The organism is Hymenobacter negativus (genome assembly GCF_017571495.1).
GTDB lineage: Bacteria > Bacteroidota > Bacteroidia > Cytophagales > Hymenobacteraceae > Hymenobacter > Hymenobacter negativus.
Genome location: NZ_JAGETZ010000021.1, coordinates 61,047 through 76,661 on the forward strand (window position 1 = coordinate 61,047; position 15,615 = coordinate 76,661).

The 15,615-nt window shown below is 61.7% G+C and carries 15 protein-coding genes; 7 read left to right on the plus strand and 8 right to left on the minus strand.

The window, feature by feature from the left end; translation table 11 throughout:
• Positions 1 to 4: 4 nt before the first annotated feature.
• From J4E00_RS27470 to J4E00_RS27480, 3 genes are all read right to left on the minus strand, one after another.
• Positions 5 to 544 (minus strand): heme NO-binding domain-containing protein, encoded by a 540-nt coding sequence (locus J4E00_RS27470; RefSeq protein ID WP_208178562.1) that lies wholly within the window; start codon positions 542 to 544, stop codon positions 5 to 7.
• Positions 545 to 686: 142 nt separating this feature from the next.
• Entirely contained in the window at positions 687 to 1,565 is an 879-nt protein-coding gene (locus J4E00_RS27475; protein WP_208178563.1) for an anti-sigma factor domain-containing protein, read from the minus strand.
• A 7-nt stretch (positions 1,566 to 1,572) separates the two neighbouring features.
• A complete protein-coding gene (locus J4E00_RS27480; protein ID WP_317196683.1) occupies positions 1,573 to 2,133 on the minus strand; it encodes an RNA polymerase sigma factor in 561 nt (186 codons plus the stop codon).
• A gap of 259 nt (positions 2,134 to 2,392) precedes the next feature.
• On the opposite strand from J4E00_RS27480, the gene J4E00_RS27485 reads away from it, so the two are divergent.
• Entirely contained in the window at positions 2,393 to 3,787 is a 1,395-nt protein-coding gene (locus J4E00_RS27485) for an NAD-dependent succinate-semialdehyde dehydrogenase (RefSeq protein WP_208178564.1), read from the plus strand.
• A 67-nt stretch (positions 3,788 to 3,854) separates the two neighbouring features.
• Here J4E00_RS27485 and J4E00_RS27490 read toward each other — a convergent pair whose 3' ends face one another.
• From J4E00_RS27490 to J4E00_RS27500, 3 genes are read right to left on the minus strand one after another with little or no spacing between them, the layout of a single operon-like run.
• Positions 3,855 to 4,619, minus strand: a complete 765-nt coding sequence (locus tag J4E00_RS27490; RefSeq protein WP_208178565.1) for a YdcF family protein — start codon at positions 4,617 to 4,619, stop codon at positions 3,855 to 3,857.
• A gap of 39 nt (positions 4,620 to 4,658) precedes the next feature.
• Entirely contained in the window at positions 4,659 to 5,015 is a 357-nt protein-coding gene (locus J4E00_RS27495) for a thioredoxin family protein (RefSeq protein ID WP_208178566.1), read from the minus strand.
• Positions 5,016 to 5,072: 57 nt separating this feature from the next.
• Positions 5,073 to 6,830 (minus strand): DUF885 domain-containing protein, encoded by a 1,758-nt coding sequence (locus tag J4E00_RS27500; RefSeq protein ID WP_208178567.1) that lies wholly within the window; start codon positions 6,828 to 6,830, stop codon positions 5,073 to 5,075.
• A 251-nt stretch (positions 6,831 to 7,081) separates the two neighbouring features.
• Between J4E00_RS27500 and aspA the strand changes: the two genes are divergently transcribed.
• The 3 genes from aspA (at position 7,082) to J4E00_RS27515 (ending at position 9,802) form a co-directional block, all read left to right on the plus strand.
• Positions 7,082 to 8,488, plus strand: a complete 1,407-nt coding sequence (aspA, locus tag J4E00_RS27505) for an aspartate ammonia-lyase (protein WP_208178568.1) — start codon at positions 7,082 to 7,084, stop codon at positions 8,486 to 8,488.
• A 126-nt stretch (positions 8,489 to 8,614) separates the two neighbouring features.
• The gene (locus tag J4E00_RS27510; protein ID WP_208178569.1) at positions 8,615 to 9,490 is read left to right on the plus strand and encodes an alpha/beta hydrolase; all 876 of its coding nucleotides are present in this window, start codon (positions 8,615 to 8,617) and stop codon (positions 9,488 to 9,490) included.
• A 66-nt stretch (positions 9,491 to 9,556) separates the two neighbouring features.
• A complete protein-coding gene (locus tag J4E00_RS27515; RefSeq protein ID WP_208178570.1) occupies positions 9,557 to 9,802 on the plus strand; it encodes a hypothetical protein in 246 nt (81 codons plus the stop codon).
• A gap of 114 nt (positions 9,803 to 9,916) precedes the next feature.
• Here J4E00_RS27515 and J4E00_RS27520 read toward each other — a convergent pair whose 3' ends face one another.
• Positions 9,917 to 12,694, minus strand: a complete 2,778-nt coding sequence (locus tag J4E00_RS27520; RefSeq protein ID WP_208178571.1) for a YCF48-related protein — start codon at positions 12,692 to 12,694, stop codon at positions 9,917 to 9,919.
• 104 nt (positions 12,695 to 12,798) lie between these two features.
• Positions 12,799 to 13,074 (minus strand): hypothetical protein, encoded by a 276-nt coding sequence (locus tag J4E00_RS27525; protein WP_208178572.1) that lies wholly within the window; start codon positions 13,072 to 13,074, stop codon positions 12,799 to 12,801.
• 163 nt (positions 13,075 to 13,237) lie between these two features.
• Between J4E00_RS27525 and J4E00_RS27530 the strand changes: the two genes are divergently transcribed.
• The 3 genes from J4E00_RS27530 (at position 13,238) to J4E00_RS27540 (ending at position 15,552) form a co-directional block, all read left to right on the plus strand.
• Positions 13,238 to 13,711 carry a hypothetical protein gene (locus tag J4E00_RS27530; protein ID WP_208178573.1) on the plus strand — a complete coding sequence of 158 codons (474 nt, stop codon included), beginning with the start codon at positions 13,238 to 13,240 and terminating at the stop codon, positions 13,709 to 13,711.
• A 66-nt stretch (positions 13,712 to 13,777) separates the two neighbouring features.
• Positions 13,778 to 14,707: a helix-turn-helix domain-containing protein gene (locus tag J4E00_RS27535; RefSeq protein ID WP_208178574.1), complete on the plus strand. Its 930-nt coding sequence runs from the start codon at positions 13,778 to 13,780 to the stop codon at positions 14,705 to 14,707.
• A 104-nt stretch (positions 14,708 to 14,811) separates the two neighbouring features.
• On the plus strand, positions 14,812 to 15,552 hold the full coding sequence (locus tag J4E00_RS27540) for an SDR family oxidoreductase (RefSeq protein ID WP_208178575.1): 741 nt from the start codon (positions 14,812 to 14,814) through the stop codon (positions 15,550 to 15,552).
• The last annotated feature ends 63 nt before the right edge of the window (positions 15,553 to 15,615 follow it).

Genomic DNA, 15,615 nt, shown 5'->3' on the forward strand with positions numbered 1-15,615 from the left:
AGAATCAGGTGCGGCGGACGTGGATGCGAACCCGCTCCCCGTTATCAGCGGTGGTGGGCAGCACGTCGATGCGCTCGGCCTCGTCGTAATAAGCCGCCAGCCCCCGCACAATGCCCACGGCCAGCCCACTCATGCGGCGCGGCGACACGTAATCAATCACCAGCTCATCCGGGCCAAGACGGCGGACATCGAGCACAGGCGGCGCGTTTTCGGCGTGCTCCTGGCGCACTTTTTTGTGCATGGTCAGCTCGGTGTGCTCCAGCATGTCGAGGGTCTTCCACTCCGGCCGGAGCAGCTTCTGGTACATGTACATAAGGTCGGGCACCAGGTATTCGCCAAATTTCTCGTGCAGCTCGCCGGCAGAAAGACCCGTCATCTCGGCGGCGTGCCCAATGAGGGCATAGACATGCTCATCGGGGTACACCGTTTTGTGGTCAAACTCTACTTTTTCGAGTCCCGAAAGCTCCATCAGCTTTATCCAGGTGCTGTGGTCGTACTGTGTTTGCACGTAGCGCTTTAGCAACGTGAGAATAGTGCCGTGCATAGGTATATCTGATAGCAAGCAAGGTGGTATAACAAGCAATTACCGCCTGCCAGCCGCGTGGCGACTAATAGGCGGTAATTGCTTGTTTTCCGAAAGGTAGCGCCGAAATAGAACCCGGTGAAGGCGCCAGCCTATTCAACTCTTAAATATTGCCCACCACCGTCATGGTAGTTAGTGTTGGGTTGACGCTGCCGCCAGCGGGCTCCACCGTCATGGCGAAGGTTTGGGCACTGGCAATGTCCTTCATGTGCTGCAGGCCCTCGCCAGTGGCCGTGGCTACGGTAAGTACGCCGGCATCAATCGGTTTGCCTTTATCAAGGGCCCACAGCTGGTACTGCTTGCCGGCGGGCAGGGCGGGCAGGCTACGCACATCAACATACACCTTGTGGGTGGCGGCGTTGAACAGTACCCGGGCATGGGCCGATGGTGCGGCTTTGGTACCGGCCAGGGCCACGGCGTGGAACTCATCGTTGCGCAGCACCTGGTTTTCCTGGCGCAGGTCGTCCAGCTTCTTCTCTACTACCGTGGTGGTGGTGGCGAAGCGCGAATTTTCGTTTTGCAGCGCCACTAGCTCGGAGCTAGCGCTTTTCCAGTTGGTATACAGCAAGGCATTACCCAACAGGCTCAGCAGCAAGGCCACGGACGCAGCAATGGCCCACGAGCGGCTGGCTGGTGCTTCGGCCGGTGCAGCATACATGGGTCGTACGCCAGCCTCGGGGGCGACAGGAGCTACCTGGGCGGCCACGGCATCTACTTCGTTGCGCAGGCTGGTGTTGGCAGCCGGAGCGGCAATCTGGGCCAGGACGTTGGTTAGCACCCGCTCACTCATGCCGGCGGGTGGAGTAATGGCGTGGGCTTCAGCATAAAAACCCAAAGCAGCTTGTACCTGCGCCAACTCCTCCCGGATTTCGGGGTGGGCGGCGGCTTTCGCTTCCACTTCCGCCTGTTCGGCGGGGGAAAGCTCGCCAAGAGCGTACTGCTCCAGGATGCCCGATTCAAAATAATCTTGGAAATTTTCCACGTTCAGTTCAGCGTATAAGTTTGCTTAGGACTTTGATAGCCGTGCGGGCACGGGTCTTCACGGTCCCCAGGGGGATGTTGAGTTCCTCGGCGACTTCACTTTGCGTAAAGCCTTCGAAATAGAGAAGGTCGATAATCTGGCGCTGCTCAGGTACCAACTTCTTGGTGATTTCCTGCAGACCTATATGCTCAGGGCGGAAGCTAGTCGGAGCGGCTTGGCGCTGCGCCGTCAGACTATCGTCCAACCCCTGGGTGCGGCTACCTACGCGGTGCTGTCGCGAGCGGATTTTATCGATGCTCAGATTTCGGCAAATATTGAGTACCCAGGTAAATAGCCGGCCTTTGCTGGGGTCGTAGCTGGCGAAGGCGTGCCAGATTTTGACCAGGGCCTCCTGCAGCACGTCCTCCGATTCATCCTCGGCTTTCACGATGCGGAAGATGACGCCGTAGAGCGCCGCAGAGTACCGTTCATAGAACAGCGTCATCGCCGACTCGTCGCGGGCCTGGAGGCGCCGGACGAGCTCCGCCTCAGCGGCGGGTGGCAGAGAAATGAGTGAAGTATCGGACACGGGAGTGACTGAAAGTGAATAATGAAGCCGAAAACGACGCCATCCAAAGTGCACGAAAATACGCGCCGTCGCGGAACTTGGCCGTATACGGCGCAAGCCCGTCCATAGCCGGCCCCGGTCCATCGAAGCTGGACGGTTGGGCACCAGCGCCAGCCCGAGCAGAAACAGCCCGCTGGTTTTGGGGGAATGAGGGCTCCAAAAGCGGCTTTTACCCCCCTACAACCGTACCTTTCAGCCATCTTTCTTCCTTTTCTGAGCTATGGCAATCGAATCAATTAATCCTCACACCGGGCGCACGCTGCGACGCTTCCCTGCCTTTGGCTGGCCCAAAACCGAAAAAATTCTTAACCAGGCACACAAGGCCGCACCGTCCTGGGCTGCTACCACATTTTTCCACCGCGCCGGCGTGCTGCGCCGCGCCGCGGCCCTACTGCGCGAGCGGCAGGACGAATTGGCCCGCCTCATGGCCCTGGAAATGGGCAAGCCCGTTGCCGATGGCCGCGCCGAAGCCCTGAAATGCGCCACCTGCTGCGACTTTTACGCCGAACGCGCTGAAAGCTTTCTGGCCGATGAGCTGATTGAAACCGATGCGGCGCGCAGCTTCATCAGCTACCAGCCGCTGGGCGTGGTGCTGGCCGTGATGCCTTGGAACTTCCCTTTCTGGCAGGTGGTGCGCTTTGCTGCGCCGGCCCTGATGGCTGGCAACGTGGGCCTGCTCAAGCATGCTTCCAACGTGCCGCAGTGTGCGCTGGCACTGGAAAAAATCTTTCACGACGCGGGCCTGCCGCCGGCCTGCTTTCGTACCCTGCTCATTGAGACGGACCTGGTCGAAAAGCTCATCGCCGACGACCGGCTGGCCGCCATCACCCTCACCGGCTCAGAAGGCGCGGGCGCGGCCGTGGCGGCTGCAGCCGGCCACCACATCAAGAAAACCGTGTTGGAGTTGGGCGGTTCCGACCCGTTCATCGTGCTGGCTGACGCCGACCTGGCCCTGGCTGCCAAAACCGCCGCTCAAAGCCGCATGATAAACGCGGGCCAGAGCTGCATCGCGGCCAAACGCTTTATTGTGGAGAAGGCCGTGGTCAAGGAATTCATCACGCACCTGAAAACCCACCTGTTGGCCTTCCGCCCCGGCGACCCGCTGGATGAGGCCACGCAATACGGCCCGCTGGCCCGGCCCGATTTGGCCGATGAGCTGACCGAGCAGGTGAAAGACTCGGTGGCTGAGGGCGCCAAAGTAGAGCTGCACGGCGGCCAGGCCAAGCCCGGCACCGCCCTGTTCCGCCCCATGATTCTATCCAATGTCAAACCCGGCCAGCGGGCTTACACCGAAGAATTCTTCGGCCCCGTAGCCCTGGTGCTCGAAGCAAAGAATGCCGACGATGCCGTGCGCCTGGCCAACGACTCCCGCTTCGGCCTCGGGGCGGCGGTGTGGACGGCAGACGCCAAGAAAGGGGAAGCCATGGCCCGGCAGATTGAGAGCGGCGCCGTATTTGTGAATGGCCTCGTAAAATCGATGCCCGAACTGCCTTTTGGCGGTGTAAAAAAGTCGGGCTACGGCCGCGAGCTTTCGTATCTGGGCATCCGTGAGTTTGTGAATCAGAAGTCCATTTGGGTCGGCAAAGAGGTTGCCCCCGTGGCCAAGACAGAGTAGTTGGCTGCTTGTAAAAATCCGTCATCCTGAGCAGTGCGAAGGATGATGGATTGAGGCGTTCAAACCCTCAGCAATAGCCCATCACGCGGTAGATAACGTAGCCGGCCATCTCGTGCAGCAGGATGCTCCAACGGTTCAGGGCGTCCACATCGGGCACCAGCCAGAAGCTGAGGCCGCCGTTGAGGCCGGTATTGCGAAAATCGGCGGGAAAGGCGGCGGGGTGCAGGCCGACCTTAGCAAAGCAAGCCAGCGCCCGCCGCTCGTGAAAAGCCGAGGTGACCAGCACCAGCGTCTTGATATCGGGATGCTGAGCCAGCAGCGCTTTGGTGTAGAGCGCGTTTTCGCGGGTATTGCGGCTGCGCTCCTCCAGAAGCAAATCGCGCTGGGGCACGCCGGACAAGCGCAACAGCGTGGCTAGCTCGGCGGCTTCGGTGACGGTGCGGGGGTCGGTCGAGCCGGTACCGCCCGAGATAATGATGCGCCGCACGCGCTTGGCCCGGTACAGCCACAGGGCGTTGGTAAAGCGGTCGGCCCCGTTGCTGAGGTACACCCGGTCGTGGGGCGCGTTGTCGGCCGTGATGCCGGTGAGCAGCACCGCCGCATTGGCGGGCGCTACGGTGGCCAGCGGCACGGCGGGCAGTTCCCAGGCCCGTAGCGCAAGGTTCACCAGGCCGTTGTTGCCGCCCAGGAACAGGACGATGGCGGCGGCCCACAGCCAGCGGCGACGCCAGCGCCCCAGGGGCCGGGCCACCAGGGCCGCGATGAGCAGCACCAGCAGCCAGGCACCCGGCGAAAACAGAACCAGCAGGAGTTTAGAAAGCAGAAAAAACATGCTCAAAAGTAGCAGCGCGATTTCGGGCAGCCGCCGGCTCTATTCGGTGTGGGGCATGAAGACCCGCAGGCGGTCGAGTTGGGCGCGCACTTCGGCTTCCGTGGTTAGGTTGTCGCACTCCAGCATGCGGCCCTGGCAGTAGCTCACAAAAAAGGGGGCTACTTTCTGCTGCATCATCTTTCGGGCTACCGGATTTTCATCGGAATTGAGGCGCAGAAACAGGATGCTTTCGTTGCCGGGCTCGTCCACAAATTTGGCGAATGGTGGGGCCAGCGCCTGGCAGATGACGCAGTTTTCCGACGTGAACTTGGCAAATACTTTCATGTGCTCGTGGGTGAGGCGGCGAAGGTGTTCGTCGTCGGTATCCAGCACGTGCTTGCGTTCTTCTTCGGTCATACAAAAACAGGATTGAGCTCTTTAAACTCAATCCTGTTTCCTGGGGTTGCTCGACGGCTACTTCCGCAGCATCAGCTCCCGGATGTATTTCACTGGGGCGCTGCCGTAGCTGAGGAAGTTCTCGTGGAAGGCTTTCAGGTTGAAATCCTGGGCTTCTTTCTTTTTCAGCTCTTCACGCAGGGCATAAATCTCGGAATAGCCGGTGAAGTAGCTGCTGAGCTGCACCTGGCTGAGGGTGGCACGCAGCCACTTGCCCTCGGCCTCGGCTTTTTCCTGGAAGCCCTCGCGGCGCAGCATGGCCACCACGTCTTTCTCGCTCACATTATCCACCTGAATGGCGTGGTCGATGACGGCGTTCAGAGTCGAGCGCATGTTCCACTTGTCCCAGAGCAGCCACATTTCGTCGGAGTTGTTGCCGTAGCCGTTTTCCAGCATCATGCGCTCGGCGTACACGGCCCAGCCCTCCACCATGGCCCCGTTGCCGAAGATGCTTTTCACGAGCGAAGGCGAGCGGTTGGCGTACACCAGCTGCGTGTAGTGGCCGGGAATGGCTTCGTGAATGTTGAGAATCTGGAGGGTGTAGTCGTTGTATTCACGCAGGTAGCTTTCGGCTTGGGCGGGCGTCCAGTCGGCGGGCAGCGGCTCCACGTTGTAATAGGTGTTGGCGCCTTTGTCGTAGGGGCCGGGGGCCGATACGCTGGCACCCGCCCCGCTGCCGCGCATGTAGAGTGGGGTTTCGCGCACCACTAGCGGCTTGGTGGGGTCCTGGGTGAGCAGCTTGTGGTCGTTGACGAAGCTCACCAGCGTAGGAATCTGGCGCTTCACGGCGTCCACGAATCCTTCGCGCGGGGCGTGTTTCAGCGTCAGCTGGTTGATAACGGTGGCTATCATAGCCAGGGTATCGGCCGGGGCTTTCTGGCCGGGGAAGTACTTGGGATAGAGCCGGGCGGCGCGGTGGCCCATGTCGTGCAGCAGCTCGGCTTTGTGCGCCAGGGCCTGCTGGTAAATTTCGGCGGCCGTGAAGCGCGACTGAATTTCGTAGGCAAACTTCTGCTCAAACAACGCTTTGCCGATGCGGAATGAGCGGTACTCAGGCCGGTGAGCGGGCAGGTTTTTCCGTAAAAACCCGATGTAGCCATCAATGGCCGTCCGGGCTCCGGCAATACGCTGGGCCAGTGCCTGCTTCTCGGCCTCGGGCAGACCGGAGCGGCGCACCGAATCGGCTAGCGTACCGAATACCGACAGGCCACCCTCATTCTGCTTAATGGCCAGCTGCGTGTGCTCATATGTTGGCTGGCTGATGTTGGCCCGGGCAGCCTGGTAGAACGCCTGCGCCCCGGCTAGCTTATCGGAGATGTTGCGCAGGCGGCGGTCGAGCGGGAAGTGCCGGCCGTTCAGCAGCTCGCCCACCGAGGCCCCGAGGTTGTAGTTGGCCGGGTTCCACTGCCAGGTTTTGAGCGTGTCGGCGTACCAGCGCTCGGCGCGCAGCTCGTTGCGGAGCAGGCGCAGGTCAATCTGATTGTTGGGCGAGAGGCTGTCGAGCGCAAACTTGCCCAGAGTGGCCAGGTATTGCTGAGCGAAAGCAGCGTCGCGCTGGCGCTGGGCGGCGTCGGGAATCACCAGCAGCGAGTCGTACTTGTGGTAGCCCTGGCTGGAGGCGTAGTCCGGGTTTTGCTTCCAAAAAGCCTCAATGAACTGACTTTTGAATGCATCGAACCGGGCATCGGCGCCGGTGGTGGCGGCCGTACCGGATTTATCGGCTTGGGAGCAGCTGGCCAGCGCAAGGGCCAGCAAAGGAAGGTAGCGGAGTTTCATAGGCGTGGGAATATTGGAACAAAGGCAGGGGCATCGCGCGCGTGGAAAACTCATCCCGGACCCTCTCCCCAAGAGGGAGGAGCCAGACGATTTCCATCTGGCGCAAGGTCGGTGCTCCCTCTCCTAACAGAGAGGAAGTGAGGTGACCCAAAGGAACGCCCAAAGCCGGCCCGTTGCAAAGCGCTGCCGTAGGTTTGTGCCGGGTTTACGTTATTCCGTACAAGCTCATCACTCCCATCCCAAAATTCCCCATGCCAACCTCCCGCATCGAACACGATTTCCTGGGCGAACGCAGCCTGCCCGACACCGCCTACTACGGCATTCAGACGCTGCGTGCGCTGGAAAACTTTGCCATCACCGGCATTCCAATCAAAAGCGAGCCACTGTTTGTTCAGGCCCTGGCTTATGTGAAAAAAGGCGCGGCCCTGGCCAATAAAGACCTCGGCGTATTGCCCGCCAACATTGCCGACGCCATTGTGGCGGCCTGCGACAGGGTAGCCACCGGCGAGTTCGACAACCAGTTTCTGACCGACATGATTCAGGGCGGCGCGGGCACGTCGGTGAATATGAACGCCAACGAAGTCATTGCCAACGTGGCGCTCGAAATGATGGGCCATGCCAAGGGCGACTACCAGTACTGCCACCCCAACAACCACGTCAACTGCTCGCAAAGCACCAACGACGCCTACCCCACTGCCTTCCGCATTGCACTCAACAACAAGCTGGTGGGCTACCGCGAAACCCTGAACGCGCTGGCCGAAGCTTTTGGCCAGAAGGGCGAAGAATTCCGCGACATCCTCAAAATGGGCCGCACCCAGCTGCAGGATGCCGTGCCCATGAGCATGGGCGACGAGTTCCGGGCCTTCGCCACCAACCTGCGCGAGGAGCTGCTGCGCATCGACGACTCGCGCCGGCTGATTGACGAAATCAACATGGGCGCCACGGCCATTGGCTCGCGCATCAACGCGCCCACCGGCTACCCCGAAGCCGTGACCGAGCACTTGCGCCAGATTACGGGCCTCAACCTGAGCCTGGCCGGCGACTTGTTCGAAGCCACCTACGACACGGGCGCCTACGTGCAGCTCTCGGGCGTGCTGAAGCGCACTGCCGTGAAGCTGTCCAAAATTTGCAACGACCTGCGACTGCTTTCGTCCGGGCCGCGCACGGGCATCAACGAAATCAACCTGCCGCCCTTGCAGCCGGGGTCCAGCATCATGCCCGGCAAGGTGAACCCCGTGGTGCCCGAAGTGGTGAACCAGACGGCCTTCTACGTCATCGGAGCCGACCTCACGGTGACCATGGCGGCCGAAGCCGGGCAGCTCCAGCTCAACGTGATGGAGCCGGTCATCAGCTTTGCGCTGTTCACGTCCATTTCCTACATGACCAACGCCTGCCGCACGCTGCGCGACAAGTGCGTCATCGGCATCACGGCCAACAAGGCCCACGCCGAAAACCTGGTGCGTAACAGCATCGGCATCGTCACGCAGCTCAACCCGGTTATCGGCTACGAAGCCTCGGCCGAAATCGCCAAGGAAGCCCTGAAAACCGGCAAGTCGGTGCACGACATCGCCGTGACCGAGCGCGGGCTGCTGACGCAGGAAAAATGGGATGAGATTTTCACGTTTGAGAATCTGATTCGGCCGGTGTTTATGAAGTAGCCGAACGGGTACCGCGAAATTTCATTTCGCCTAGCGTCAGGGTTAGTATTTTGGCAAGCAATTCCTGAGATGCACCGACGCGAGATGAAATGAAATTTCGCGGTACCCGTTCTTTTTTTCCCACCCATGCGCCCCCTCCTACTCCTCGTCGCTCTCCTTCTTGCCACCACCGCTGCCCGGGCCGCTAAAGTCGACACTCTGGCCATTCCTAGTGCGGCCATGCAGAAAACTTACCGTGCGGCCGTGGTGCTACCCGCTTCCTACGCCAAAAACAAGAAGGCCAGCTACCCGGTGCTTTACCTGCTGCATGGGGCCTGGGGCCACTTTTCCAATTGGCTGAGCAAGACGCCCGACAAGCAGCTTCTGCACCGCCTGGCCGACCAGTACAACCTGATTATTGTGACCCCCGAGGGCGAAACCTTCAGCTTCTACCTCGACAGCCCGGTAAAGGCCGACAGCAAGTTTGAAACCTACCTGACCAAGGAGGTAATTCCGGCCATTGACCAAGCCTACCGCACCGTGCGCGACCGCAAGGGCCGCGTCATCACGGGCCTTTCGATGGGCGGCTTTGGGGCGATGTACCTCTCGGCCCGCCACCCCGACCTGTATTGTGCCGCCGGCAGCATGAGCGGCGCCCTGGAGCTGAGCAGCGTCAACCGCAGCTTCACCCCCGATGAGCTGGCGTGGCGCAACAATAACATGCGGCCCATCCTGGGCTCGGAAGCCGAGAACCCAACGTTTTTCAGCGCCAACTCGGTGATAAACCTGGTCGACCAGATTCATCGCAACGGCCTGCCCCTCATTTTCGACTGCGGGGTGGACGACGGCCTCATCGAAATCAACCGCGAGATGCACCGCCGGCTGGTGTACAACCACACCCCGCACGATTACACCGAGCGCCCCGGCGCTCACAACTGGGAATACTGGCAAAATGCCCTGCCCTATCAGGTGCTGTTTTTGCAGCAGGTATTGCAGGCCAATGGGGTCACGGTGGCATTGTAAGCACCCCTGAATGCACCTCAGGGCCGGACATCGCCGTACAGATAGCACACTTTCTGGCCACGGCTTATGTCCACTACCTTTTTCTCGCGCTTGCTACTACTGGCGCTGCTGGCCGGGTGCGGCAACAAGCCCGATGGCACCACCTACGGCGTGAACCCCGCCAAGCATCCGCACGGCCACAGAGAAGAAACCGCTGCCGACAGCGGGCGCTCCGACCATTATACCAAAGGCATGCCCAAGGGGGCTGAGGTCAACGCCATCAGCAACGGCGGCACGCAGGGGCAGCATGGCCACTCGCATGGCGTGCGGTAGCCAGGTTTTGAGTGGAGTCGGCATATTTTTCGTCACCACTCGCGCTGTAATAACACTACGTAGCGACGAAGCCTGCTTCCTAAGCAGTTTCAACAGTCGCTTTAGTGCATGCGGCTAGTGCTCCACTGCCACGCGCACCACCTGGGGCGGCCCTGTCGGGGTTTGCAGGCGTAAGAGGTAGAGTCCGGCCGGCACCTGTTGCACAGGTACAGCAGCGGGTCCTGCTCCCACCGCGCCGCGCCAAACCACGCGCCCGGTCACGTCGAGCAGCTGCACAGTAGCCGGTGCTGCCCCCGCCGGCCGTTCCAGCCACAGCATGGTACGGGCCGGGTTGGGGTACAGATGCAGCGCTTGCGCCGTAGCGGCCGTCACACTCAGCACCACCGTACTGGACGCCGACCACGGCCCACAGCACGTAGCCGAGCAGGCCCGCACCCGGTAGGTGCCAGCGGTCCGGGCTGTGAGTTGGGGGCCCGTGGCACCGGCTATGGGCGTGCCACCCAACTCCCACTCGTAGCTTGTGGCCGCGGGCGAGGCAGCCGGCAGCGTGGCTTGCAGCACCGAACCGGGCAGCGTGGCCAACGCGGGAGTCAGCGGCGGGGCAATCAGGCGCAGGTCCTGGCCGTTGTCGGCGCCGAGCACCGAGCTATCGGCCCGGATGACGCGGATACGGTACAAGGCACTGGGCGCGAGGCCGGCCGGCAGCGTCACGCTGACGGGTGAAGTGCTGCCCTGACCCAGCAGGTGGGTTTCGCCCGGCCGAAACCGGCCACGGGCGTTGCTCAGCTCCACGCGCACGGCCTGCTCAGTGGCGTCGAAAGTGCCTTCGCGGGCGAAGGCTACGTTCAGGGCGTCGTCGAGGCAGAGCGTGGTTTGGGGCAGCGGGGCGGTGGTCAGGAATTTTTCGGAGTAGTGAATGAGGTTGCCGTTGCCGGAAGCCACCCAGCCGTTGTAGCGGTCGAGGCGCACGCCGGCGTTGTTCACGGCGTAGCTGTAGGGCGAAAAGATGGCGGTGCGGGTCCAAGTCTGGCCGCCGTCGGTGGTGGCGGCAATGTTGTCGTAGCCCAGCGCCCAGCCTTCCCGGGCGTTGCTGAAGGAAAAGCCAAGATAATTATTGCGCACCACGCTTTGGTCGGGCGGTACCGTGGCAAAGGCCCAGGTGGCGCCGCCGTCGGTGGTGCGCACGATTTCATCACCAAACCCAGCCACCCAGACCGAGGGCGTCACGAAGGCAATGCCGTGGCGATTGAAGTCCCAGCCGCGCGGCTGGGAAAGGCTGGCTTTGAACGCCGCAAGCCCCGGCATGAGTTGGAAGCTGGCCCCGGCATCGATACTACGGAGCAGGCTGAGCGAGTCGCCCAATACGTACACCGTCTGGGCATCAACCCAGGCCACAGTGCCCAGTGTGCGCCGCCGGCCGATGCTGGGGGGCACTACTGGAGTGGTCCAGGTCTGGCCGCCGTCGGTGGTACGGCGCAGCAGGCCCCGCTGGCCCACCAGCAGGCCGCGTTGCGCTGACTGAAACTTCAGGTCGCCCACTAGATAAATAGATGCTTGGCCGGCGGACAAGTTCAGGGATGGCTGCTGGGTCACGGCCCAGGTCTGGCCGCCGTTGTGGGTGGCCAGGCTAAACAGGCGTGGGATGCTGCCCGGCCCGTAGTCCAGCACGGCCACAAAGCCCGTATCGCGGTCCACGAAATGCATGGCCTGCACGAGGCCTTGCGACCAGTCCAGCGGGGCCGTGGGGGTTTTGGTGCTCAGGTCGATGGCCTGCCAGGTGGTGCCCCGGTCATCGGTGCGGGCCAGCGTGGTTCGGTCTTTAATTACCCAGCCGTGCGTCGGGTCTAAGAACTGGGCTTGCTGGGCATTGCCGGCCGGGCGGCGGTCGGCCGGCTGCCAGGTGGCGCCGTAGTCGGCGGTGCGCCACCATTCGCCTTTTTGGCCCACCAGCCACCCGGCTCCGGAGGGCTGCAACCGAATGGCCGTGGCCGTGTACACGCTGGGTACCGAGGCAAAACTCCAGGTCTGGCCGCCGTCGCTGGTGCTGTAAATAATCGACCCAATGGCGATGCCGTGCAGCAGGTCGGCAAACACCACGCGGCCCGTTGGGATGGGCACCGACTGAGCCTGCCAGGTCTGGCCCCCGTTCTGGGTGCGGTACACCTGACCGGTGCTGCGCAGCACCCAGCCATTGTTGGCGTCCACGAAGGACAGCGACGTATAGGTGGGACTGGCCACCGGCGCCACCGACTGCCAGGTGCGGCCCCCATCGGTGGTTTTTAGCAAGACGCCCCGCCCACCGGTCAGAAAGCCCACCGTGGCCGACACAAACTGCATTTGTTTGGGGTCGCCGCTAATCAGGCGGCTGCGCAGGGTCCAGGTTTGGCCGCCGTCGGCGGTGTAGCTCAACTCCGTAGAGCCCGTGAAGCCCACGTAATGCAGCACGTAGCACTCCGTGGCGCTCAGGGCCTGAATGGCCCGGATGCTGGCGGCGTAGGGCGTGGTGCCCAGGTTCTGTAGGGTCCACGTCAGGCCGCCGTCCAGGGTTTTGCGCACGGCGGCGGGGTCGCTGTAATGGCCGGCCCAGCCCACCTGCTCAGTCCCGAACCCAACGGCTTCCAGGTAATTGATGGTGCCGGCCGTGTTCACCTGCCAGGTGCGGCCCGCGTTGGCGGTTTTCACCACCGTACCGCCGTTGCCCACCGCCAGCACCGTGGTATCGTTGAACACCTGCAGGTCGAGCAGGTCGAAGCCCTGTGGCTGGGGGCTCTGCCACTGCCAGTGCGGGGGCAGGTTGTTCGGGGTCTGGGCGCGGCTGGATAGCGCGGCGCTCACCCATCCCAAGAGCAAAACGATGAAACGGCTAAAGGCGAGTAGTCGAGTTGTGTGCATAACGCAAAGATGGGTATTGTTAAAAGCCTGGGCAATACCCCAATTCCGTTCGGTGCCGGCTTGCCCAACGCAGCAGGCTTTGCAAGCTTTGGAGGAAGGCGCGCCTACCGCTCCACCACCACGCGTACTGCCTGAACGGGCTGGCCCAGATTTGCAGGCACAAGAGGTAGAGCCCAACCAGCACCAGTTGCACCGGCCGCGCGGATACGCCCGGTCAGCGGGTCGCAGGGCAATAATGGGCAGCCGCCCACTGGCAGGTAGTACCGACCGGGAGCGTACCCAAAAACGTCGCCGAACCCGCCGTCCCAGCGATTGAGCAGGCCGCAAGTGGAGAGCTTATTCGAAAAGCTCGTCTTCTCTGCCGAATTCTGCTTTACCATTTTGAGCAGCGCAAATAAGGTAAAGCAAAACCCGGCCGCAATTTGCTTTACCTTTTTCACGTTCTTCAGAAACGTAAAGCAAATTGCTGCCCTACTAATTATGCCCTCCCGTGCCTCCCTAACTTCTCTCAGGCTGCTGCCCCGGCTTCGCGCGTGGTTCGGCTTGAGCCAAACTGGACTGGGCCACTGCCTGGGCCTGAGCAAAATGATGGTATCGCAGGTGGAGCGGGGCGTGCGGGGCCTGCCGCTGGGAGCATCGCTCCCGCAGGCCGCGCTCACCCTTGCCCAGCACCAGACCGACCTTGAACCGATTCCGGAAGCGCTGGATGTGGGGGAGTTGCGGCGGCACCAGCAACGCTGCCAACTGCGGGCCGACCAGTTGGCCTTTGAGTTGGCGGGCTTGCCCGAGCGGGCGGCCTGGGCCCGCCGCCGGCTGGCGGCCATGCCCACTCTCACGGCAGTACTGGTCCCGGGTGGAGCCCCACTCCCATCATGGCTGGCCTACTTCGAATCCGAAGCAAAGGCTGAGCTGCAACGCAGTGGAAGCACGGCGCAGGCCTTGATGCGGCTGCGCCAAGCCGCCCTGGCATCCGAAGCCGCTCAAGTGGGACAGCTAATGGCAGCAGCGGCCCAGTAAGTAGTAGCGGGGTAACTGGATGAAGAGACGACGCCTTACCTTTGAATTTCGCAACCACCCCTGCCGATGAAAGCCCTCTCGCTCGACGAATTCTATCAGCATTTTGCCACTTCAACCGAGGTGGAGCTGAGCACGCTGCTTCCGCCCGACATCCAGCGCGAGATTGGCCACTTCAACATCTTCAACATCGCCGACTTGGTACCGAAGGGCCGGGAAAAAATCCCGATGCCTTACGACCGGCGCGCCTACTATAAAATCAGCCTGAGCCGCGGGCACAAGCGGTTCGAGTACGCCGACAAAGTCATCAGCATCGAGCGCAACGCCCTGTTGTTTGCCTCGCCCAAAATCCCCTACCACTACCTGCCCCAATCGCCCACGCAGGCGGGCCACTTCTGCATTTTCACCGACGAATTTTTGCTGCCGGCGAAGAGCGGAGTGGTGCTGGATGAGCTGCCGATTTTTAAAGCCGGGGGCTTCCCCATCTTCGAGATATCCGATGAGGAATATGCGGAACTAGATGGCATTTTCAAGAAGATGACCCGCGAAATCAGCTCCAATTACGCCTTCAAATACGACCTGATTCGCAACTACGTGCTAGAGCTCATCCACGCCGGGCAGAAGCTTCAGCCGGCCACCGCGCTCTACCCGGCGCATAGCGCGGCAGCCCGGGTCACCTCCCTGTTTGGTGAGCTGCTGGAGCGGCAGTTTCCCATCGAAACCCCGCAGCAAAAGCTTCAGCTGCGCACCGCCAAAGAATACGCCGACCGGCTGGCCGTCCACGTCAACCACCTCAACAAGGTGCTCAAGGAGAACACCGGCCGCACCACTACCGAGCTCATCGGCAGCCGCGTTATTCAAGAAGCTAAGCTCCTGCTCAAGCAAACCAACTGGAACGTTTCCGAAATCTCCCACAGCCTCGGCTTTGCCGAAGTAGCCCACTTCTCCAACTTTTTCAAGCGCCACACTTCCTTCTCACCAGCCGCTTTCCGGGCCTGATGGAGGGTTGATTTGATTTTCGCAACAAACGGATTGGCCGGCGCAACTATCCCGTGCGGCTTGCATCAGACCTTTGTGAGGTACTCTTTCAACCTCATAAAGCCATGAATATTCAGCAAAATACCATCCTTCTCACTGGCGGTGGCTCTGGCATCGGCCTGGCCCTCGCCGAGCGCTTCCACGCCGCCGGCAACACAGTTTTGATATGTGGCCGCGACGCGGCCAAGCTCCAAACCGCTGCCGAGCGCCTGCCTGGCCTGCTCACCTTTGTGTGCGACGTGGCCCAGCCCGCCGAGCGCCAGCGCCTCTTCGAGTGGGCTATTGCCGAAGCCCCACAGCTCAACGTGCTGTTCAATAACGCCGGCATTCAGCGCGAGGTGAAGCTCACGGAAAACACCGAGGCCTGGGCCGTTCGGGCCAATGAAATTGCCATTAACGTGGAGGCGCCCATGCACCTCACGGCGCTGTTTGGCCAGCATTTGCAGCAGCAGGCGGCAGCCGCCATCATCAACGTATCGTCGGGGCTAGGCTTTGTGGCGCTGGCGCGGGTGCCCGTCTATAGCGCGACGAAGGCGGCCATGCACTCCTTCACGCAGTCGCTCCGCTGGCAGCTGGCCGACACCTCGGTGCAGGTGATTGAGGTGATTCCGCCAGCCGTGCATACCAACCTGGGCGGCACCGACCATTCCTTCGGGGTGCCGCTGGCTGAATACGCCGACGACGTGATGCAGCAGCTGGCCGCCGGGCACCAGGAAATTGCCTACGGCTTCTCGGCCAAAGCCAGCCAGGCCAGCCGTGCCGAATTGGATGGCCTGTTTCAGGCGTTAAACAGTCAGCGGGGGTAGCGCGAGCTTTTGGTTCGCGTCCCTGAACGCTACCCGGACGGCGCGGGGACGCGAACTAAAAGC